The 21,186-nt window shown below is 68.3% G+C and carries 17 protein-coding genes; 11 read left to right on the top strand and 6 right to left on the bottom strand.

Features of this window, described 5'->3' with window-relative positions:
* Positions 1–88: 88 nt before the first annotated feature.
* Entirely contained in the window at positions 89–2,731 is a 2,643-nt protein-coding gene (locus DL990_RS29675) for a tetratricopeptide repeat protein (RefSeq protein ID WP_158632666.1), read from the top strand.
* Positions 2,732–2,810: 79 nt separating this feature from the next.
* On the opposite strand, the gene DL990_RS29670 is transcribed toward DL990_RS29675, so the two are convergent.
* Both DL990_RS29670 and DL990_RS29665 read right to left on the bottom strand, forming a co-directional pair.
* A complete protein-coding gene (locus DL990_RS29670; RefSeq protein WP_125800636.1) occupies positions 2,811–4,574 on the bottom strand; it encodes a bifunctional sugar phosphate isomerase/epimerase/4-hydroxyphenylpyruvate dioxygenase family protein in 1,764 nt (587 codons plus the stop codon).
* Positions 4,564–5,412: a shikimate dehydrogenase gene (locus tag DL990_RS29665; protein ID WP_125784499.1), complete on the bottom strand. Its 849-nt coding sequence runs from the start codon at positions 5,410–5,412 to the stop codon at positions 4,564–4,566. The genes DL990_RS29670 and DL990_RS29665 overlap by 11 nt, the downstream gene beginning before the upstream one ends.
* 127 nt (positions 5,413–5,539) lie before the next feature.
* Here DL990_RS29665 and DL990_RS29660 point away from each other — a divergent pair, with 127 nt between their 5' ends.
* From DL990_RS29660 to DL990_RS29650, 3 genes are all read left to right on the top strand, one after another.
* On the top strand, positions 5,540–6,181 hold the full coding sequence (locus DL990_RS29660; protein WP_125784501.1) for a TetR/AcrR family transcriptional regulator: 642 nt from the start codon (positions 5,540–5,542) through the stop codon (positions 6,179–6,181).
* Between the two features lie 121 nt (positions 6,182–6,302).
* Complete coding sequence (locus DL990_RS29655; protein ID WP_125800635.1) at positions 6,303–7,610, top strand: MFS transporter; 1,308 nt, start codon at positions 6,303–6,305, stop codon at positions 7,608–7,610.
* Positions 7,611–7,674: 64 nt separating this feature from the next.
* Positions 7,675–8,616: an alpha/beta hydrolase gene (locus tag DL990_RS29650; RefSeq protein ID WP_125784505.1), complete on the top strand. Its 942-nt coding sequence runs from the start codon at positions 7,675–7,677 to the stop codon at positions 8,614–8,616.
* Here the strand turns inward: DL990_RS29650 and DL990_RS29645 are convergent.
* Together DL990_RS29645 and DL990_RS29640 are read right to left on the bottom strand one after the other, a co-directional pair.
* On the bottom strand, positions 8,613–9,731 hold the full coding sequence (locus DL990_RS29645; RefSeq protein WP_125800634.1) for a CdaR family transcriptional regulator: 1,119 nt from the start codon (positions 9,729–9,731) through the stop codon (positions 8,613–8,615). The two genes, DL990_RS29650 and DL990_RS29645, sit on opposite strands and share 4 nt — an antisense overlap.
* Positions 9,732–9,748: 17 nt before the next feature.
* Positions 9,749–10,324, bottom strand: coding sequence for a TetR/AcrR family transcriptional regulator (locus DL990_RS29640; protein WP_125784509.1), 576 nt, complete (start codon positions 10,322–10,324; stop codon positions 9,749–9,751).
* Between the two features lie 82 nt (positions 10,325–10,406).
* Here DL990_RS29640 and DL990_RS29635 point away from each other — a divergent pair, with 82 nt between their 5' ends.
* Positions 10,407–11,303, top strand: a complete 897-nt coding sequence (locus DL990_RS29635) for an SDR family NAD(P)-dependent oxidoreductase (protein WP_125784511.1) — start codon at positions 10,407–10,409, stop codon at positions 11,301–11,303.
* On the opposite strand, the gene DL990_RS29630 is transcribed toward DL990_RS29635, so the two are convergent.
* Both DL990_RS29630 and DL990_RS29625 read right to left on the bottom strand, forming a co-directional pair.
* Positions 11,293–12,675, bottom strand: coding sequence for a PepSY domain-containing protein (locus DL990_RS29630; RefSeq protein WP_125784513.1), 1,383 nt, complete (start codon positions 12,673–12,675; stop codon positions 11,293–11,295). The two genes, DL990_RS29635 and DL990_RS29630, sit on opposite strands and share 11 nt — an antisense overlap.
* A gap of 115 nt (positions 12,676–12,790) precedes the next feature.
* A complete protein-coding gene (locus DL990_RS29625; protein ID WP_233620617.1) occupies positions 12,791–13,336 on the bottom strand; it encodes a hypothetical protein in 546 nt (181 codons plus the stop codon).
* Between the two features lie 55 nt (positions 13,337–13,391).
* Here DL990_RS29625 and DL990_RS29620 point away from each other — a divergent pair, with 55 nt between their 5' ends.
* From DL990_RS29620 to DL990_RS29595, 6 genes are all read left to right on the top strand, one after another.
* Complete coding sequence (locus DL990_RS29620; protein ID WP_125800633.1) at positions 13,392–14,603, top strand: MFS transporter; 1,212 nt, start codon at positions 13,392–13,394, stop codon at positions 14,601–14,603.
* Positions 14,604–14,635: 32 nt separating this feature from the next.
* Positions 14,636–15,640, top strand: a complete 1,005-nt coding sequence (locus DL990_RS29615) for a LacI family DNA-binding transcriptional regulator (RefSeq protein ID WP_125784517.1) — start codon at positions 14,636–14,638, stop codon at positions 15,638–15,640.
* A 379-nt stretch (positions 15,641–16,019) separates the two neighbouring features.
* Positions 16,020–17,399, top strand: coding sequence for an ABC transporter substrate-binding protein (locus DL990_RS29610; RefSeq protein WP_125784519.1), 1,380 nt, complete (start codon positions 16,020–16,022; stop codon positions 17,397–17,399).
* Positions 17,377–18,351, top strand: coding sequence for a carbohydrate ABC transporter permease (locus tag DL990_RS29605; protein WP_125784521.1), 975 nt, complete (start codon positions 17,377–17,379; stop codon positions 18,349–18,351). The genes DL990_RS29610 and DL990_RS29605 overlap by 23 nt, the downstream gene beginning before the upstream one ends.
* Positions 18,348–19,217: a carbohydrate ABC transporter permease gene (locus tag DL990_RS29600; protein WP_125784523.1), complete on the top strand. Its 870-nt coding sequence runs from the start codon at positions 18,348–18,350 to the stop codon at positions 19,215–19,217. Before DL990_RS29605 ends, DL990_RS29600 begins: the two co-directional genes overlap by 4 nt.
* A 50-nt stretch (positions 19,218–19,267) precedes the next feature.
* Positions 19,268–20,866, top strand: a complete 1,599-nt coding sequence (locus DL990_RS29595; RefSeq protein ID WP_199746657.1) for an alpha-amylase family glycosyl hydrolase — start codon at positions 19,268–19,270, stop codon at positions 20,864–20,866.
* The last annotated feature ends 320 nt before the right edge of the window (positions 20,867–21,186 follow it).

Raw genomic sequence — 21,186 nt, 5'->3', positions numbered from 1 at the left:
GTCTCGGCGTTCGGAGGCTTCTCGGCGGAAGTCGGTATCTTGATCGTCCTGTAGCATGGAGCCGACACCGCGACGAGGGGTTGATCGCATGGTCTATTCCAAGCAGCCCGGCCATCGGATACTGCTGGTCCTCGACGTGGAAGGGTTCGGCAGCGCCGAACGTCGACGAAACCCCGTTCAGGAAGCCGTTCGCGACGGATTGTATCAGGTTTTACGCTGGGCCCTCAATGCCGCGAACATTTCCTGGGACGACTGCTACCACGAAGATCGCGGCGACGGGGTCCTCGTTCTGATCGCGCCCCAGGTGCCCAAGGCGCCTTTCGTCGAATCACTGCCGCAGATGCTCATCAAGGCTCTGCTGCAATACAACGAAAGCGCCACACGCCCCGAAGAACGCATCAGGCTGCGCATGTCCCTGCACGCGGGCGAGATCAAACACGACACTCAGGGCGTCACCGGCCCGTCGATCATCCGCGCATTCAGGCTGATCGAAGCACCCGCGTTGAAAACGTCACTCGCCCAGTCGCCGGGCGTGCTGGCGTTCATCGTGTCCGACTGGTTTTTCGAGGAAGTCGTCCAGAACAGTTCGATTGACGATCCCAGCCGCTATCAGCCGACAACGGTGAAAGTGAAAGAGACGACCACTCGCGCCTGGATCTGCCTTCCCGACCATCCGTATCAGCGCGAAACCGAACAATTGACGGAGATTTCCGCGCCGAGGCAGTTACCCGGCAGATCAGGACTGTTCACCGGTCGGATCCGTGAGCTCGCCGAACTGACCGCTTCATCGATTGTCGACGCGGAGTTCAAGGGCACCACTCCCATCATGGTGGTCAGCGGCATGGGCGGAATCGGCAAGACCTGGCTGGCGCTGGAATGGGCACACGAGAACATCGACCGCTTCCCGGACGGACAGCTCTACGTGAACCTGCGCGGTTACGACCCGTCCGGTGCGCCGGTGGCGGCCGAGGTCGCCATCCGCGGTTTCCTGGATGCCCTGTGCTCCTCGCAACGGGACATCCCGGTCGGCACCGCCGCGCAGGCCGCGCTGTATCGACGCAAAGTCGCCGACCGGCGCATGCTGATCCTGTTGGACAACGCCCGCGGCGGCGCACAGGTGGTACCCCTGCTTCCCCAGAGCTCCAGTTGCACCGTGCTGATCACGACCCGCCACCAGCCCACCGAACTGATCGTCGCCCACGGCGCACGACCGCTGAGCCTGGGCACCCTGAACGACACCGAAGCACGCGAACTTCTGACCAAACGGCTGGGGCCACACCGCGTCGAGGCCGAGCCCGACGCGGTGGAAGACCTGGTGGGCTATTGCGCGGGGTTGCCTCTGGCGCTGAGTATCGTCGCCGCCCACGCGGCCGCCCACCACGATTTCCCGCTCGCGGCGCTGGCCACGGACCTGGGTGATGCCTCGGCTCGGTTGGACGCGCTGGACGGCGGTGGACTCTCCGCGAACCTGCGCACCGTCTTGTCCTGGTCCTATCAAGCGCTCGACGCGCAGGCGGCCGAGGTCTTCCGGATGCTGGGCCTGGCCCCGGGCCCGGATATCGACGAGGTCGCCGCGGGGGTGCTCACGAATCTGAAGACCGAGCAGGCACGCAACCTGCTGCGACGGCTGGAGGAAGCGCACCTGTTGCAGCGGTACTTGCCAACCAGGTACCGCATGCACGACTTGGTCCGCCTCTACGCCGCCGAATGGGCGAGACAGGACGACCAGGCGCTGGGCAAACTGCACAGGCTGATCTCGTACTACATCCACGCCGGTTACGCGGGCGAACGACTGCTGTATCCCGACCGGAAGAAGGTCGAGATCGGCGATACTCCGGCCGAGTTCGAGCTGCCTTCCTTCACCGACGACAGCTCCATTCTGGCTTGGTTCGACCAGGAACATCCGTGCCTGATCGCCGCACAGACGACCGCCGAACGACTTGGCTGGCAGACGCTGGTCTGGCAGCTCGCGTGGATCCTGCACGGATACCTTTGGCGACGCGGCCACCTTCACGAACAGCGGACCACCTGGGAAGCCGGGCTGGCCGCCGCGCGTGAACTGGACGACGCCACGATCGAAGGACTCGCCCACCGGCTTCTGGGTCAGGCATACGCACGGTCACAGCGGCTCACCGAAGCGTTGGAGCACCTGTACCGGGGGCGCGAACTGGCCAAGGAGACCGGCGACACCCACGGCGAGGCTCGTTCGTACTACGACCTGATCATGGTCTGGCGGCAGCAGAACAACGACCAGCTCGCCCTCAACCACGCGAAGGAGGCGTTCCGGTTGTTCGAGCCCTTGGACAACCTCGTGTGGAAGGCGGAAGCGCTCGATCGAATGGGGTGGCACCAAGCGCGGCTGGGTCAGTACGACGAGGCCCGCTCGTCATGCGAGCAGGCACTGGCCTTGTTCCGCGACGCCCGCAACCGGCAGGGCCAGGCAGTAACCCTGGACACACTCGGCTACATCGCCCACCACTGCGGCGAATACGATCTGGCTCTGGACCACTTCCACGAATCACTGGAACTGTGCCGGGACCTGGGGGCGACCTACTACGAAGCCGATACCCTCGAACATCTCGGCCAATCCTTGGCCGCGCTCCGGCGCCGAGCCGAGGCTCGCCTGGTATGGCAACAGGCCCTGCGACTCAACCGGACCCAGGAACGGACTGCCGATGCCGACCGCGTCGCGCAACAGCTCGCCGAACTCGACGACGAGTCCGTCAGCTGACCTGATCTGACGAGCTTGATCGCCGGAATCCGACCCCGCCTCGACCGGCCGGAGCGTGAGCTCTTCGGCCGAGCGAGCCTCAGCGCGCCAGACTGAGCCGTCGTTCCCGATGCGCTGTCATGTACACCGGCGTGTTCACGACCCCGTACCCGCGATATCCGCCGATCCGTTGCACCACCTCGAAAAAGACCCGCGAGCCGACCAGTTCGGTGCAGAAGTGCAGGAACTCGCCGGACGCGTCCCGGTCATACAGCACCGAGTTTTCTCGCAATGCCGCCGAAAACGGGAGATCGAACCGCGCATCCAGGTCGTCGTAATAGTTCCCGGGGATCGAAAGCAGTGGCGCACCCGCCTCGCGCAGAGCTCGCGCGACGGCGATCGCGTCCTCGCAAGCGAGAGCGATGTGTTGTGGCGACGGCACTCCCGGCGACCACTCCCCTCGCCGCACCAGGGCGCTGTCCAACGTCAAACGGACGTCCTGGTCTCCGACCGCACGGCTGCGCACAAGCCCGAACGGCGCCGCGAACTCCGAAACCGGTTCCGGCCGGAGGCCCAGCACCGAACGGTAGAACAGGGTCGCCTCGTCGAAGTGGTCGAAGGGTTGGGTCAAGGCGACGTGGTCGATGCCGATGATTCCCAGCCCGGCAGGCGCGGTCCCGGACGGAGCGAAGTCGCGCAACCATTCGTCGTTGCCACAGAAGAAGATCTCGGTCCCGTCCGGTGCGGCGACGGCGGAGAGGTCGGCCTCGTCCGGGCTGTGCTCGCGGGGCAGCACCGGCGCGAGCAACGTCTCCGCGCGCCGCGCCGATCCGGCCGGGTTCGCGCTGGTCAGGCCGAGGGCGCTGATCGCGCCCTCCTCGGTCGCTTCGTTCACCAGCAAGCGCGCCGATCCCTGTTGCCACAACTGGACCGGCTTCGTGCGATGGGTTCCGACGTGGGTGAAGCCGAGTTCCGCGAGCACCGTTCCCGAAACGGCCAGCTCCGCGAAGGCGTGCCCATCCAGCCGAGGAGCCTCGGGAATCTCAAGGGTGCCAACGGATTCACGCAAGGCCGTCAGCGACCGCATGGCGTCGATGGCCGCGGGTCGCGGGTCCGCCTGCCGGAACACGTCGTTGAACACCTCCAGCGAAAGCGGCCCTCGATAACCTGCCGCCAGGACGTGACCGATGAACGTGGCCAGGTCGAACGCGCCTTGCCCCGGGAAAAGCCGGTGATGCCTGCTCCAGTGCAGCACGTCCATGTCCAGCAGCGGCGCGTCGGCCAGCTGCAGGAAGAAGATCTTCTCCCCCGGAATGGTCCGGATCGCGCGGGGATCGCTGCCCCGCGAAAGGATGTGGAAGCTGTCGAGGCAGACTCCCAAGGCCGCGTGGCCGGCCCGCCGGACGATCCGCCACGCGTGCTCGTACGTGTTCACGAACCGGGCCCACGCAAGGGCTTCGTAGGCGACACGGATTCCGCGTGACGCGGCCAGCGAAGCCAGCTCGTGCAGCTGAGAGGCGGCGAGATCGTCGTCGTCGACGGAGTCGGGCGAGACCGACGAACAGACCAGGACGGTGTCCACGCCGAGTTCGGCCATGAGGTCGAACTTCCGGCGCGCCCGGCGGAGGTTCGACCGGAGCACGTCCGGCGGCACCGCCTCGAAGTCACGGAAAGGCTGGTAGAGATCGATCGTGAGGCCGAGATCGGCGCAGAGCCGCCGGATCTCCGAAGGCGACCTCCGTGAGGCGATCAGGTCGTTCTCGAAGATCTCGACCCCGTCGAAGCCGGCCGCGGCGGCCGCGGCGAGTTTGTCCTCGAGCGTGCCCGACAGGCAGACGGTCGCGATGGCGGTGTCACCGGGCATGGGCGGGTTTCCCTTCCAGCGCTTCGAAATGGCGGATCATCCGGTCGGCGTCCGGTTCCGCGCCGGTGAAGAGACGGAACGAGTCCGCCGCCTGGAAGACCACCATCCCGCCGCCGTGCAGCGTCCGGCATCCGCGGTCCCGCGCCTGTTTCAGCAGCGTGGTCTCCAGCGGCCGGTACACGATGTCGGCCACCCACATCCCGGGCCGCAGCGATTCGGCGGGAACCGGCGATCCCGGATACGCGGCCATCCCGGTCGGAGTGGCGTGGACGAGGCCGTCCGCGGTCCGAACGTCTTCGAGGGAGCCGGAAAGAGCGCGGTCGCCGCCGAACCGCTTCCGCAGTCCGGCCACCAGGGTTCCGGCGCGCGCGGAGTCGACGTCGTGGACGATCAGCCGTCCGGTTCCCAGCGAAAGCAGGGCATGCGCCACGGCGGCGCCCGCCCCGCCCGCACCGAGGAGGACGACCGTGTCCATGTCGGCGTCGGGCAGTCCTCCGATGAGGTTGCGGGCGAAACCGGTCGCGTCCGTGTTGTACCCGGTCGCCACCCCTTCGCGGAACACCACCGTGTTCACCGCGCCGAGCGCCGCCGCGTCGGGCGCGATCTCGTCGAGGTACGGGAGCACTTGTTGTTTCACCGGATGGGTGATGTTGAGGCCGTCGAAGCCCGCGGTACGCGCGGCGGCGAGCACCTCACCGATCGGCATCCTCAGCACGTCGAGGTCGAGCCGCCGGTAGAGATAGCGCAGCCCGAGTTCGTCGGCTTCCCGTTCGTGCAGCGCCGGGCTCAGTGACGGCCCGATGCCGGTGCCGACCAGGCCGATGAGGTAACTGGTCACCAAGATCCTCCGTGGATGCCGAGCAGAGTTAATGTACGAACTAGTGAGTTCACTGTAGCGCGGACCGGCCGACGCGAGAAGGGCTGCGCTAGAGTAGGGCCTCCACCAGCGGTTCGGAGGGAGTCAGGTGGCCGCACCGTCGTCCGAGGTCGAGCGCCAGCGCGACAAGGAACGCACCCGCGCCGAAATCCTCGCGGTGGCCACCAGAGAGTTCGCCGACAAGGGTTACGCCGGCGCGAGAGTGGACGAGATCGCCGATCGTACGAGCACCACGAAGCGGATGATCTACTACTACTTCGGCGGCAAGGAGCAGCTCTACGTCGCCGCGCTCGAACGGGCGTACGCGACCATCCGCGCCCTCGAACAGGATCTGGACGTCGACCACCTCGAACCCGAGGACGCGATCCGTCAGCTCGCCGAACTCACCTTCGACCACCACGAGGCGAACCCGGACTTCATCCGGCTCGTGAGCATCGAGAACATCCATCACGGCGAGCACATCGCGCGGTCCGAAGCCTTGTCGGGCATGGCGAATCCAGCCCTCGACGTGCTCACCCGCATCCTCGACCGCGGCCGGGAGACAGGCCGGTTCCGCGACGACGTCGACGCGCTCGACGTGCACATGGTGATCAGCTCGTTCTGCGTGTTCCGTCTCGCGAACCGGCACACCTTCTCCGCGATCTTCGGCCGCGACATGCTCGACCCCGCGCGCCGCGCCCACTATCGCCTGATGCTGGGCGACCTGGTGATCGAGTACCTGACGGCCTGAAATCCCCGCTCTTGACAACCGGGGCACCGTCTCGCACGCTGTATTAACTAACTAGATCGTACATTGCTGGATAGTACATTGGAGCGTCGACGTGGCCTCTCCCCCTCCTGTCACGCAAGGCATGCCCCGTAAGGCCGCACTGGCGGCCTGGATCGGCAGCGCACTGGAGTACTACGACTTCTTCATCTACGGAACCGCCGCCGCGCTGGTGTTCAACAAGGTCTTCTTCCCGGCTTCCTCCCCCGCCACCGGAACACTGCTTGCGCTGGCGACCTTCGGCGTCGGATACCTGGCCCGCCCGGTCGGCGCGTTCGTGCTCGGGCACGTCGGCGACCGCCTCGGCCGCAAGAAGGTCCTGGTGTTCACGCTGTTGCTGATGGGCGCCACGACGTTCCTCGTCGGCTGCCTGCCGACCTATGCCTCCATCGGCGTACTCGCCCCGATCCTGCTGGTGGTTCTCCGCCTGCTGCAAGGGCTTTCGGCCGCCGGCGAACAGGCGGGCGCCAACTCGATGTCGATGGAGCACGCGCCTGCCCACCGGCGCGGCTACTACACGAGCTTCACCCTCAGCGGCACCCAGGCCGGCCAGATCCTCGCCACCGCGGTCTTCCTGCCGATCGCCGCGCTCCCCCAGGAACAACTGCTCACCTGGGGCTGGCGGATCCCGTTCTGGTGCAGTGCCGTCGTGGTGATGGTCGGCTTCGTGATCCGCCGCAAGATCGACGAGACCCCGGTGTTCGAACAGAACCGGTCCGACGTCGCCAAACTGCCGGTCGCCGTGCTGTTCCGGACGCACTGGAAGGACGTGCTCCGCGTCGTCGCCGCGGCCACCATCGCCTCCGTCAGCACGATCTTCACCGTCTACGCGCTGAGCTACGCGGTCAACACGGTCGGGCTCGAACGCGGGCCGATACTGTGGGTCGGCGTACTGGCCAATGTCGTCGCACTGCTCGCGATCCCTTTCCTGGCCGGACTTTCCGACCGGATCGGCCGCAAACCCGTGTTCATCGCGGGTTGTCTCGCCTGTGCCGTACTGATCTTCCCGTACCTGTGGTCCATTTCGGATGGTTCGTATCCGCTGATCTTCGCGCTCGGCATCCTGCTGTTCGGTGTCGCCTACAGTGCCGTCAACGGGGTGTGGCCGTCGTTCTACGGCGAGATGTTCAGCGCGAAGGTCCGCCTTTCGGGGATGGCGATCGGCACCCAGATCGGGTTCGCCATCGCCGGGTTCGCCCCCAGCGTGGTGGCCGCGATCGGCTCGGGGAAGGAAGACTGGCTCGGCGTCGCGATGTTCACCGCCGCCGTCTGCCTGCTCAGTGCCACGGCCGCGCTCACCGCCCGCGAAACGCACCGCGTGCCGACCGAAGACCTCGGCACGGCGCACGTTCGGTGGGTGAAAGAGCCCGCTTCCGCGACGCGTGGCGGATGAAACCCGGCGGCCGGGGCGGCCATCATCGGGGGCGGATCCTCCCGCCGAGTCAGGAGTACGACCGATGACCTACGCGTACGACCCCGAAATCGCCCCGGCCGTCCCGCTGTTGCCCAAACTGGACCTCACCGATCTGCCCGGCACCCGGGAACAGCTGAAGGCAGTGTTCGCGGAGCGGCAAGGCGTGGTGGACGAAACGGGTGTCGGCATCCGCGAGGAACGAGTACCCGGTCCTGAAGGCGCCCCGGATGTCCGGGTGCGGATCTACACGCCGGACCGGATCTCGGCGCCCGCCGCGATCTTCGACGTCCACGGCGGCGGATTCGTCATCGGCGACCTGGAGATCGACCACGCGGCCAACGTGCGTTTCGCCAGGGAAATCGGTGTCGTCGTGGTGTCGGTCGACTACCGGCTGGCACCCGAAGCGCCGTATCCGGCGGCTCTCGAAGACTGCTACGCGGCGCTCACCTGGGTCGCGAAGAACGCGGCCGAACTCGGCGTCGACCCCGGCCGGATCGCGATCCACGGCATCAGCGCGGGCGGCGGGTTGTGCGCGGCGCTCGCCCTGCTCGCCCGCGACCGGGGCGGCCCGGCGATCGCGTTCCAGTACCTCGGGGTGCCGGAGGTGGACGACCGGCTGGACACGCCGAGTATGCGGGCGTTCGTCGACACTCCACAGTGGAACAAGCCGAGGGCCGAGATCAGCTGGGATTGCTATCTCGGCAAGGGGGTTCGCGGCGGCGCGGACGTCCCCGTCCACGCGGCGCCCGCCAGGGCGGTGGACCTGAGCGGCCTGCCGCCGGCCTACGTCTCGGTGATGGAGTTCGACCCGTTGCGCGACGAGGGAATCGCCTACGCGCAGGCTCTCCTCGCCTCCGGCGTCACCACCGAACTGCACTTGTTCCCGGGAACGTTCCACGGCTCGTCCTCGGTGGAGCACGCCGCGGTGAGCAAACGCGAGGTCGCGGAAGCGATCACCGTGCTCGCGCGAGCGCTGGAGGCCTAGCCGCGTTGCGCGAGGCGGCGGGCGAGCAACGCGAGACGCGCACGGAAGCGATCGCCCGGCTCGTCCAGCCGCCAGCCCAGCGCGTCTTCGACGTGGGCCAGCCTGGCCGCCACCGAACTGTGGTGGCGGTGCAGTGCGACCGCCGCCTGCCGCAGCGATCCCGTCCGGCAGAACGCTTCCAGCGCCGCGACGTCGGCGGCCCCGGTCGGCGTCGCGGCGAGGGCGTCCAGTGCGAGGACGTCGTCCTGTCCCTGTAACCGTGCGACCGGTACCTCGGCGAGCAGAGTGAGCGAACCGAGGTCGCCGTGCACCACGATCGGCTCGGCGGCGGGGACGGCGAAGCGTTCCGCCAGCCTGGCCTGCAACCACGAGTGACGCGCTTCGAGTCCCGGCACGGCATCACCGACACCGACCCGTACCCCGCCGGTGGCGTCGCGTTCCCTCGCCCGGTCGGCGAGTGCGGAACGCAGCGCGCCGACGATCGCGTCGTCGTCGCGGGGTTGCAGCAGCACGGCGGCGACTTCCCCCACCGTCGCCACAGGCAGCCGGGGCAGCGAACCGCCTCGCGCCAGGAGCCCGACGGCGGCCGCACCGGGATCGCGGCCGTCCTCGGTACCGACGGCCAAGACCCGCACCGGTCGTCCGGCGGCCAGGCCGAGCAGTCGGAGCGCCCTGGCCCGGTCCTCCTCCCCCGCCTGCTCGCCCAGCAGCAATTCGACGAGCGCGGGATCCGCCAGATGCGGCGCGTTTCCACCGGGTTCGGCGCGGCCGAGGACACGGGCCGCCATGGCGAACCGCTCCAGCACGAGATCGTCGAGCGGCCCCGGCGAACCGGCCCGCTCCAGCCAGACCTTCCCCGGCGGCTCACCGAGGTCGGCCGACGCGGGCTCTGTCACCGCATCGGCGGCGGGCTCGCCGTCCGGGGTGAACCGCAGTGGCGACGGGACGCCTTCCCGGCGCAGCCCGGCCACGCAGCCCGCGAGCGCCGCGGTGGCGCGCACCAGATCGGAGAGGCGGGCCTGCCTGGCCACGAGCTCATCGAAATAGGCGATGACCCGGACCGCGGCTTCCGCGTCGGCGTCCACCTCGGACAGCCGCAAGAGCAGACCCTTCATCGCTCCAGGCTAGCCGCTCAGAACCCCGGCCAGCCTCGCCGTAGGAAGACGAAAGCGGCTTCCAGTGCCGCGGCGGGATCCGGTTCGGCACCGGCAAGGTCCGGGACCTCCAGGACATAGCGAGCCAGCAGCCGCACGGAGAAATCGCCCTGTCCGGTCTCTTCGGCGACGACCTTCGTGAGCGCGTCCTCGCAGCCCGTCCACAATGTCCTGGCGTAGGCGCGCAGCGCCGGGGTGGCGATCACCAGATCCGCGACCCGGCGCGCCAGTGGGCCGCGATCCGGATCGAACGGGCCGCGACTCGCGAGGAAGTCCCGCAAGGCGTCCAGGATCGAAACGTCCTCGCCGCGTTCGCGCACGGCGGCGGCGAGTGCCTCCTCGCGTTCGTGCCCGTGGCCGAGGACCAGCGCCTCCTTGCCGCCGGGGAAGTGCGCGAACAGCGTGGACACCGCCGTGTCGGCGGCGTCCGCGATCTCCGCGACGGTGACGTTGTCGAAACCCCGTTCCAGGAACAGTTCTCGCGCCGCCTCAGACAGGGCCTGGCGGGTCGCCGCCTTCTTTCGTTCACGCCTGCCCGGCTCGGTCGTTCCCATACGATCACCTTACATCGAAGTAACTCCGAAATCGCAACGAGTGTATCTTCGGAGTGACTTCGACTTAGAGGAGGAGCACGTCATGAGTGACTGGAACGTCCACCACCTGCCCCGAGCCGACGGCAAGACCTTCCTGGTCACCGGCGGCAACGCGGGGATCGGCTACTTCGTCGCCGAACAGCTCGCCTGCTCCGGGGCCACCGTGCTCCTCGGCAGCCGGAACGCCGAAAAGGCCAACGCCGCGATTGCCTCGATCCGGTCCCGGGTCCCGGACGCGAAACTCGGGCACCTGCGGCTCGACCTTTCCGATCTTTCGTCCATCAAGTCCTCTGTGGACGCTCTGGAGATCGAGCGACTGGACGCCGTCGTCTGCAACGCGGGCGTCCTCCTGGAGGGACGGCCGAGGCAGGAGACCGCCGATGGCCTCGAACTGACCTTCGCCACCAACCATCTCGGCCATTTCGTGCTGGCGCATCGGCTGATGCCCTTGCTCGAAGCGGCGGAGGCCGGCCGCGTCGTCACCACGGGCAGTTTCGTGGGCAAGTCCGCGGAACTCGATCTGGACGATCTCCAGAGCAAGCGCGACTACCAGCCCAAACGCACCTATGCGCGCTCGAAGCAGGCACAGATGCTGTTCGCCTTCGAACTCGACAGGCGGCTGCGCGCGGCAGGCAGCACGGTGCTGAGCGTCGTCGACCATCCCGGCGGCGCGCTCGACTCGCTGACCCCGCCCAGGCCGGTGCACGCGTCACCGGGCGGTCGGAAGTTCCCGACCGGACTTCTGTTGCAGGGCAAGGAAGCCGGCGCCTGGCCCGCCGTCCGCGCCGTTCTCGATCCCGCTGTGCGCGGCGGCGAGATGTTCGGCCCCCGGGTATTCGGCCTGCGCGGTGAACCCAGGCGGGAACCGGTACGCGGCAGGCTGGCCGACACCGCGCTCGCCGCCCGGTTATGGGCGGCGAGCGCGGAACTCATCCGGTGACGTCGGTGGCTTCCGGTTCGGACCGGCGGGACCGCAGGCCCAACACCAGGTCGATCACCAGGAAAGCCAGCAGGCTGAGGCCGAACAGCGGCACGAACCAGCCGATCGCGGCGGCGAGGACGAGAAGACCCGCCACCAAGGCTGGCGGGGCCTTTCGCCACTGCCCGCGCGGGATGGGCCGCCCGAAGGTCAGCCCGGTGGCCCGGGTCGGCCTGCGCCGCCACCACATCCGGTAGCCGAGCACGACCAGCGTGACCAGCCCGGCGCCGAGCAAGAGCAGCAAGATCTGGTTCGGCCAGCCGAACAGCACGCCCATATGCGCGTCGATCCCCCATCGGGCGAGCTTCGCCATCAGTGGGTGGTCGTCGAACCGCACCTCGCCGAGGATCTGCCCGGTGGTCCCGTCGACCGCGACGGCGTCGACCTGCGTCGGCCAGCCGCGCTCGACTTCCGCCACCTGCCAAGGACCGCCGGGTTCGGCAGGCAGTCCGATCTCGACGGAGGGCGCGTCGATCCCGGCGGCGCGGGCCGAAGCGAGCATCGCGTCCACACTCTCGGGTTTCGCGGCGGGCGCTTCGCCGTGACCCGAGTGCCCGGTGTGCCCGGCGTGTTCGTCGGCGCCGGTCACCTTCAACGCGGGCGTGGCCCAGCCGAGGGATTCACGCAGCGCCGAGACGTTCTCGCCCGCGTACGCCGACCATGTCAGCCCTGTCGCGGAAAGGAACAGTGCGCCGAGCAGCACCCACAAGCCGACAGATCCGTGACGGCGCACCGACTGCCCACGCACGGACTCGGCCTTCTCGTTCCGGCGGGCGCGGCGGCGGCTCACCCACAGCACGAGACCGCCCAGCGCGACCACCCACAACCAGGACGCGGCCAGTTCGCTGTAAAGCCGTCCCGGCTCGCCGAGCAGCAGGTTGCGGTGCAACTGGTCGAGCGTGGTCCGGAACGGCAAGGCACCGCTCGAGCCGTACGCGACGAGATCCCCGCGCACCTGCGCGGTGGCGGGGTCGACGAAGATCGCGCGCCGTTCGGACTCGCCGAGCCCGTCCTGTGCGAAGAGCACTCGAGTCGTGTCGCCGAGTTCGGGAGCGGGACGGACGGCGACCAGATCACCACCAGGGTTGGCCGCCTGAGCCGCTTTGACCTGGTCGGCGAGCGAGACCTGGTTCAGCCCGACGGGTGCCCGGAGTTGATCGGCGTAGATCCAGGACTCCATCTGCGGCGTCGCCGCGTACAGAACGCCGGTGAGCGCGGCGATGAGGACGAACGGGCCGACGAGAACACCTGCGTAGAAGTGGAGGCGGAGGAACAGCCCGCGCCAGCCGGACGTGCGGGGTGGACTCGTGGTCGGATCGGTTTGCGTTGCCATGGGGGGAACTCCTGAGGCGTCGGTGGGGAGGCGTGCGCCTTCGCCGCGCGCCGGGATGGTCACGGCACGCGTGCTGAGCCCTGCCGGGGCATGGGTCTCGGCAGGGTTTCGGGGATCAGGCGAACGACACCGGCGGACCGCGCCGCGAAAGCACGTCTCGCAGGAGCGCCTCGGTCGCGGGGAAATTCACCGCGAGCGGGACGTGGATCCGCAGCGGCGCCGTCGCCGGCCGCGGGGCCAGGCGGCGCGGGAGGACCGAAGCGATCAGCGCCGTGAGCGCGAACAGGACACGCTCGGCGCCCGCGAGCACCATGGCCACCACAAGGGTCGCGGCGGCGTGCCCGGCCGCCATGGACAGGCCGTTGCCCGGGGTTTCGGCATGATGGGAGTGCGACTGCCAGGTCAGGAAGGTCAGGCAGGCGTGCATCGCCACCTGCCCGCCCGCCACCAGGCCAAGGATGGCGAGCGGACCGCGCCGACGGCCCGCGAACGCGTACGCCACCCAGCTCAGCAGGGCGACGAGCAGCACGACCACGCCGAGGTCGGGGACTCGTCCGCTGGTCCCGACGTGGGCACCGGTCGCCAAAGTCCCGGTCAGGACCCCCACGGCCCCGCCGCGGAGGCGCCGGGCCGGGCCTCGGGTCGAGGTCGGTGTGCGCACGGAGGCAGAGTAGAGCGCGACCGGGCCCGCTGTCTCTCCTTGCTATCGTCACCCGGTGTTCCGCAGCCTGTCGTTCGTCCGGCTCTGGACCGGGAACACCGCCTCCGGACTGGCGACTTGGGCGCTGCCGTTCATCCTCGGACTGGCCGTGCTGGAACGGTCGCTTTCGGCCGTGGACCTCGGCGTCGTGCTGGCCGCGCGGACCGCCGGATTCCTCATGGCGGTCCCGGTGGCCGGGGTACTCGCCGACCGGTACTCACGGCGCGGGGTCGTGCTCTGGGCCGGCCTCATCGCGGGTCTCGCCACTCCCCTGATCACGGCAGGGATGGGCCGGTCCGTCCTGTTGATGGCCGTCGCGGCCGCCGTTGTCGGTGTCGGTCAGGGCGCTTGCCGCCCGGCGTTCCAGGCGCTGACCGCGGAAGTGATCGCCGAGGACCGGCGTCAGCAGGCCAACGCCGCAATGACGCTCGCCGTCCGGGTCACGACCTTGGTCGCGCCGGGGCTCACCGCACTGCTCTCCCAGTTCGCGTCGACGTCGGCCCTGGTGATCGGGACGGCGGTGCTGTGGCTGGGTGCGGCGCTGATCCCGCCGCGAGGCACTTTCGCGCCCACCCCGGCCAAGACGAAGGTCCGCTTTTTCGGCGAGTTCGCCGACGGTCTCCGCGAAGCTCGACGTCATCCGTGGTTCCTCGCCGGGCTCGGCGCGCTGACCGCCGTGATCGCGACCGGCTACTCGGCCACCGGTGTCGTGCTGCCGCTGGTCAGCCGCGACCGCTATGACACCGAAGCCGTCCTGGCCGCCGGGCTCACCGCGTACACCATCGGCGCGCTCGCCGGCGCCGTCGTCATCGCCCGCTGGCGCCCCAGACGGCAGGGCTGGGCAGCGCTGATCGGGCTCGGCTGCTACGGCTTCGCGCCACTGAGCCTGCTGTTCCCAGTGCACCCGGCCCTCGTCGTGGCCGCCTACGCCATCGCCGGATTGGGCATCGAGCTGTTCAACGTCCCGTGGTTCACCGCGACCCAGCGCGAGGTCGAGCCGGGCAAGCTCGCCCGGGTGTCCTCTTTGGACTTCCTGTTCTCCTACGGCCTGGCGCCCGCCGGACTGGCCCTCATCGCGCCCGCGATCGACCGATTCGGAGCGGCGCCCGTCTTGGCGGCCTGCGCCGTCGTCTGCTTCGCCGCTCCGGCGGCCGCCGCGCTCGTTCCCTCCTCGCGCGACTTCCATGTCTTGAGATACTCCAGCACCGCACCGATCAAGAATGTCTAGGTTTTGCGCTCGCTTGCGGTAAAGTTTCAGCCATGACGCGTCGTCTTGCCGAAGTCGCCCGCAAGGTCGGGGTCAGTGAAGCCACGGTCAGCCGGGTACTCAACGGCCGCTCCGGGGTCTCCGCCGGCACCCGGGCCGCCGTCCTCACCGCGCTGGACGTGATGGGTTACGAACGGCCGACCCAGCTGCGCGGTGATCGCGCCCGCCTGGTCGGACTGGTCCTTCCCGAATTGCAGAATCCCATCTTCCCCGCACTGGCCGAGATCATGGGTAACGCGCTGGCCCAGCAGGGTTTCACGCCGGTGCTGTGCACCCGGACCGCGGGCGGCGTCTCCGAAGCGGAGTACGTCGAGCTGCTTCTGCAGCAGCAGGTTTCGGGTGTCGTGTTCGCAGGCGGGCTCTACGCCCAGTCCGACGCGGTGCACTCCCACTACCACCATCTCGCCGAACGCCGCCTGCCGACAGTGCTGATCAACGCCGCCGTCGAGCACCTCGGACTGCCGCAGATCTCGTGCGACGACGCGGTCGCCGTCGAGCAGGTCGTCGGGCATCTGAGTTCGCTCGGGCACGAGAAGATCGGCCTCGTCCTCGGCCCGACCGACCACGTGCCGTCCCAGCGCAAACTCGAGGCTTTCCGCGCCTACGCGGGGAAACTCGGTCTCCCCGTCCTGGACGAACTCGTCGAACACGGCATGTTCTCCATCGAAGGCGGGCACGCGGCCGCGGCCCGGCTGTACCCCCGCGGCGCGACGGCCGTGCTGTGCGCGAGCGACCTGCTTGCCCTGGGCGCGATCCGCGCGGCCCGGCGGCAGGGGCTGTCGGTCCCCGATGACATCTCGGTGGTCGGCTACGACGATTCGGCACTGATGAACTGCACCGACCCGCCGCTGACCACGACCCGCCAGCCGATCGAGGCGATGGGCCGCGCCGTGGTGGAACTGCTGGTCAAGCGCATAAACGGTGGCGAGGTCGCGGCCGAGGAGCTGCTTTTCGCACCCGAACTCGTCGTCCGGGGCTCCACCGCCCGCCGTACTTAAGTGAGGGCAGGGCGAAGGTGGCGTGGTCGCGCCGGGGTCGTGAGTGGCGATTCGGGCTAGAACACGAATCGCCACTCACGACCCCCGTGCCTGACCAGGGCCGGAGGCGTCCTTCGTCGCATCGGACGCGGCGAAGGACGCCTTCTTCTCACTAAGTCACCTCCTTGCGGGGGCCCGCACACCTTCCCCAGTACATGAAGGCCCCCTTCCTTGCGCTAGACGCAAGGAAGGGGGCCTTCATGTACTTGAGGCGCCCCTGCACGCGTCGGCTGTCGTAAAGTTGCAAGTTCTCATCCAGTTATTGCGTTAATCCGGGGCTTCGTTTTAGAGTGACCGCAATCACGTGACAGCCGTCGCGATCCCGAGATGAGGCTTGAAGATGAGCAGCACTTGGTCCCCCACCGTGCGCCGCCGGATGTTCTGCCTGCTCCTTGCGGGCGGACTGACTCTGGGGGTGGCCGCCTGCGGATCCGGCTCCGGTGAAACCACCGGGGCCGGAGGCAAGGTCAAGATCACCGTCACCGGCCAGCCCCCGGCCAGCCAGCCGTTCGAACGCGGCGTGTTCGACGCCGACGTCAAGGAGTTCGAGGAGACCCACCCGGACATAGACATCGAGCCGCACGAAGGGTTCATGGACCCGAAGACGTTCTCCGCCAAACTCGCCGGCGGGCAGCTCGAAGACGTCTACTACGTCTACTTCACCGATCCGGCGCAGATCATCGCGCGCCGTCAGGCCGCCGACATCACCGAAGCGGCCAAGGGCCTGAAGAACTTCGGCGACATCAAGCCGGAGTTGCTGGACAACTTCCGGGGCGCCGACGGCAAGCTCTACGGCCTGCCGACGATGAACTACAGCATGGGCCTGGTCTACAGCCGTCCGCTGTTCCGGAAGGCCGGGCTCGACCCGAACAAGCCGCCGCAGACCTGGGACGAGGTCCGCGAAGCGGCGAAGAAGATCGCCGCGCTGGGCAACGGCACCGTCGGATACGCCGACTACAGCAAGAACAACCAGGGCGGCTGGCACCTCACCGGCTGGCTCTACTCCATGGGCAGCGAGGTCGCCCGCAAGGAGGGCGACAAATGGGTCGCCGCCTTCAACAACGACAAGGCCAAGGCCGCGCTGAACCAGCTGCGCGCCATGCGGTGGGACGACGACTCCATGGGCGCCAAGCAGTTGCTGGAAGCGCAGGACGTGCAGCGCATGATGGGCGCTGGCCAGCTCGGCATGTACATGGCCGCGCCGGACAACGTCCCGGTGCTGGTCAAGCAGTTCAACGGCAAGTACGAGGACTACGGCGTCGCCGGGATGCCGGGTGGGCAGGGCACGCTGCTCGGCGGCGAAGGCTACATGATCAACCCCAAGGCCTCGCCGGAGAAGATCAAGGCGGGCCTGGAATGGGTCCGCTGGAAGTACCTCAACCCGGATCGCTTCGAGAAGCACGTCCAGCAGTACGTCGACGGCAAGCAGCCGGTCGGACTGCCCGCCGAGCCGACCCCGGACGTCTGGCAGGGCGCCGTCCGTGACCAGCAGCTCGCGATCAAAGCGAAGCACGCCAACGTTCCCGCCGAAAACTATCAGTCCTATGTGGACGCGAGTTCGCGGATCAAGGGCAGTATCGAGCCGCCGAACGCACAGCAGGTCTACGCCGTCCTCGACAGTGTGATGCAGGCGGTGCTCACGGATCGGAGCGCGAATATCGATCAGCAGCTGTCGTCGGCCGAGTCGAAGGTCAACAGTGTCCTCGCACAGGTCAAGTAGCGTCCTCGACTGGCCCGCGACAGCGTCGTCGCGGGCCGGTCGGCCGGTCGCGTCCGCGGCCGAACGCCGGCGGAACCGGTTGCGCCGCAAGCTGAAGGAGAACCTTACCGCGTACGGGCTGCTGTGCGCCGCGCTCGTGGTGTTCGCGCTGTTCTCCTGGTATCCGATCGTGCGCGGGGTGCTGCTGAGCTTCCAGCAGGTGGACTTCGTCAACCCGCCGACGTGGGTCGGCTTCGACAACTTCACCCGCCTGTTCGAAGATCCGCTGTTCGGCGTCGCCTGGCGCAACACGTTGCTGTTCACCGGGCTCGCGCTGGTCTTCGGTTTCGTGGTGCCGTTCCTGACCGCGGTCCTGCTCAACGAACTACGGCACGCCAAGGCGTTCTTCCGGCTCGCGGTCTATCTGCCGGTGATGCTGCCGCCGGTGGTCACCGCGCTGATGTGGAAGTGGTTCTACGACCCGGGTTCCGGACTGTTCAACTCCGCGCTCGGCGCCGTCGGCCTGCCGGGCGGCCAGTGGCTCGACTCGAGTGACACGTCGATGCTGTCGCTGGTGTTCGTCTCCACATGGGCGAACATGGGCAGCACGACGCTGATCTACCTCGCCGCGCTCGGCACGATCCCCGGCGAGCTCTACGAAGCCGCGGAGCTCGACGGCGCGGGGCTGTGGAAGCGCCTGATCCACGTCACGTTGCCGCAGACCAGGTTCGTGCTGCTGGTGCTCCTGTTGCTGCAGGTCGTCGCGACCATGCAGGTGTTCACCGAGCCGTACGTGATGACCGGCGGCGGGCCGGACGACTCCACCGTCACCGTGCTCCTCCTGCTGTACCGCTATGCCTTCGTCTACAACGACTTCGGCTCGGCCAGCGCGTTGAGCCTGTTGCTGTTCGTCGCGCTCGGGGTGTTCTCCGCGTTGTACGTGCGCCTGACCCGGAAGGCGGATCAGTCATGAGGACGCTCGTCTCCCCCAGCACGCTTCGCAGCCCCGGCGGCAAAATCGGCTACGCCGTCATCTTCGGCTGCACCCTGCTTCTGTTCGTCATCGCGTTCCTGTTCCCGCTGTACTGGGTGGTGACGGGGGCGATGAAGTCGCCACAGGAGCTGGCTCACACACCGGCGACGCTCGTCCCGACCGAGTGGCATCCGGAGACCTTCGCCGACGCGTGGGATCAGCTGAGTCTCGGCAAGTACTTCCTCAACACGGTCATCGTCGCCGGGGGCGCCTGGCTGGCCCAGCTGGCCATCGACGTCCCAGCGGCGTTCGCGTTGTCGAAGCTGCGGCCGAAATTCGGCAACGTCGTCCTGGGACTCATGCTCGCGACGTTGATGCTTCCGGCCGCGGCGCTGCTGGTGCCGACCTACGTGACGATCACCGATCTGCCGCTGCTGCACGTCAACCTGATCAACTCCCCAGCGGCGATCTGGCTGCCGGCCGCCGCGAACGCGTTCAACATCTACCTGCTGAAACGGTTCTTCGACCAGATCCCGGACGAGCTGATCGAGGCCGCGCGGCTCGACGGCGCCGGGCCGGTGCGCACGCTGTGGCGCATCATCCTGCCGATCTCCCGGCCGATCCTGGCCGTGGTGTCGATCCTCGCGGTGGTGGCCGCGTGGAAGGACTTCATCTGGCCGCTGCTGGTGTTCCCGGACACCGAAAAGCAGACGCTGTCGGTGATGCTGCAACGGGTGGCCATCGACATGCCGCTGAACGTGCTCGTCGCGGGCATGGTGCTGGCCAGCCTGCCGATGGTGGCGCTGTTCCTGGCATTCCAGCGGCACATCCTCGCCGGGCTCACCGCCGGCAGCCTCAAAGGCTGAATTCTTCGCCGCATTCGGGGTATCCACGAACGACTGAGGAGGGCACTTCCGTGACCGCATTGGGGCAGACCGCCGGATGGTGGCGGAGCGCGGCGATCTACCAGGTCTACATCCGCAGTTTCGCCGACGGGAACGGCGACGGCGTCGGCGATCTCGCCGGCGTCCGCGCGCGGCTGGACTACCTGGCCGAGCTGGGGATCGACGCGATCTGGTTCACCCCGTGGTATCCGTCGCCGATGGACGACGGCGGCTACGACGTCGCCGATTTCCGGGACATCGACCCGCTCTTCGGCACCCTCGCCGAAGCGGAGGACCTGATCGCCGCGGCCCACGCCAAGGGGATCCGCGTGATCATCGACATCGTGCCGAACCACTGCTCCGACGAGCATCGCTGGTTCCGGGAAGCACTCGCGGCGGAGCCGGGATCGCCCGAGCGGCAACGGTTCTGGTTCCGGCCGGGCCGCGGGCCGGACGGCGCCGAGCCGCCGAACAACTGGAAGTCGCGCTTCGGCGGTTCCGCGTGGACACGGGTGCCGGACGGCGAGTGGTACCTGCACCTGTACAGCTCGCGCCAGCCGGACTTCAACTGGGACAACCAGGACATCCGCCAGGATTTCGAGGACGTGCTGCGGTTCTGGTTCGACCGCGGCGTCGACGGCTTCCGGATCGACGTCGCCGATGGGCTGGTGAAGGACCCGCGGCTGCCCGACGTCGATCCCGGTGACGAGACGCCGTTCTCCGATCAGGAGGGGCTGCACGAGATCTACCGGTCGTGGCGCAAGATCGCCGACAGCTACCCCGGCGACCGGGTGCTGGTCGGCGAGATGTGGCTGCCGGACATGTCGCGCGCCGCGAGGTACCTCCGCCGCGACGAACTGCACGCGGCGTTCAACTTCGATTTCCTGGTGTGCCCGTGGGATTCCGCGCGGTTCCGGGACGTCGTCCAGCGGACGCTGGTGGCGCACGAGGAGGTCGACGCGCCAGCGGCCTGGGTGCTGTCGAACCACGACGTCACCCGGCATGTGACCCGGTACGGCCGCGAGGGCGACACGGGTTTCGCGTTCGCCGATCGGCTGCACGGCACGCCGGTGGACCGCGAACTCGGCACCCGCCGGGCGCGCGCGGCGGCGTTGCTGACCATGGCGCTGCCGGGCGGTCTGTACGTGTACCAGGGGGAAGAGCTCGGCCTGTGGGAGGTCGAGGACATCCCGGACGGACTCCGCCAGGATCCGGTGTGGACGCGCACGAACGGCGCCGACCCCGGCCGTGACGGATGCCGCGTCCCGATCCCCTGGTCCGGCGACGCACCGCCGTTCGGCTTCGGCACCGGCGGGACGTGGCTGCCCCAGCCGACGGAATGGCGCTCCAGCACGGCGGAGGCACAGGCCGCCGACGCCGCATCGATGCTCGGGCTCTACCGCGCCGGCCTGCGCCTGCGGGACGAACTCCCCGCGCTCGGTCCTGGCGAACTGGAGTGGCTGGACCTGGGCGAAGGCGTACTCGCGTTCACCAGGGAACCGGGGTTCACCTTCGTGCTGAACTTCTCGGACTCGCCGGTGCCGCTGCCTTCGCATCGCGAAGTGCTCATGGCCAGCGGCCCGGTCGACGGTGAACTCCCGACGGACACCGCGGTGTGGTTGCGCACCTGATCACCGGCCCTCGCCCGTCGTGCCGGCGCACCCTCCGGCACGACGGGCACTTCCTCACACTGTGAGAAGTTCCGGTTTTCCCTTTGCCCTACCCCTCAAAAGTACGGTATTCACGACAGGGAACGCCGCGACGGATCGGATGGCGCGGCTGGACTCAGCTTCCTCCGTTGGCGGCTAAACCATTGCACCGTAACGGATTCATCGGCCGGATCACCATGGAATCCCGCCATATCACCCCGCGTTCAAGCCGGGTGATATGACCCAAATGGTATGTACCAATCGAGTGAGGCGCCTCGTACGGTCGGGGACGAATCCCCCTC

Source organism: Amycolatopsis sp. WAC 01416 (assembly GCF_003947485.1).
GTDB lineage: Bacteria > Actinomycetota > Actinomycetes > Mycobacteriales > Pseudonocardiaceae > Amycolatopsis.
The sequence above is the reverse complement of the archived record's forward strand: the minus strand, read 5'-3'. Positions and strand labels throughout refer to the sequence as shown.

Coding starts and splice junctions, on each gene's coding strand:
- DL990_RS29615 (WP_125784517.1), top strand. CDS start 14,636: ATGACGCGTCGTCTTGCCGAAGTCGCCCGCAAGGTCGGGGTCAGTGAA.
- DL990_RS29610 (WP_125784519.1), top strand. CDS start 16,020: ATGAGCAGCACTTGGTCCCCCACCGTGCGCCGCCGGATGTTCTGCCTG.
- DL990_RS29675 (WP_158632666.1), top strand. CDS start 89: ATGGTCTATTCCAAGCAGCCCGGCCATCGGATACTGCTGGTCCTCGAC.
- DL990_RS29650 (WP_125784505.1), top strand. CDS start 7,675: ATGACCTACGCGTACGACCCCGAAATCGCCCCGGCCGTCCCGCTGTTG.
- DL990_RS29670 (WP_125800636.1), bottom strand. CDS start 4,574: ATGCCCGGTGACACCGCCATCGCGACCGTCTGCCTGTCGGGCACGCTC.
- DL990_RS29630 (WP_125784513.1), bottom strand. CDS start 12,675: ATGGCAACGCAAACCGATCCGACCACGAGTCCACCCCGCACGTCCGGC.
- DL990_RS29640 (WP_125784509.1), bottom strand. CDS start 10,324: ATGGGAACGACCGAGCCGGGCAGGCGTGAACGAAAGAAGGCGGCGACC.
- DL990_RS29635 (WP_125784511.1), top strand. CDS start 10,407: ATGAGTGACTGGAACGTCCACCACCTGCCCCGAGCCGACGGCAAGACC.
- DL990_RS29655 (WP_125800635.1), top strand. CDS start 6,303: ATGCCCCGTAAGGCCGCACTGGCGGCCTGGATCGGCAGCGCACTGGAG.
- DL990_RS29600 (WP_125784523.1), top strand. CDS start 18,348: ATGAGGACGCTCGTCTCCCCCAGCACGCTTCGCAGCCCCGGCGGCAAA.
- DL990_RS29645 (WP_125800634.1), bottom strand. CDS start 9,731: ATGAAGGGTCTGCTCTTGCGGCTGTCCGAGGTGGACGCCGACGCGGAA.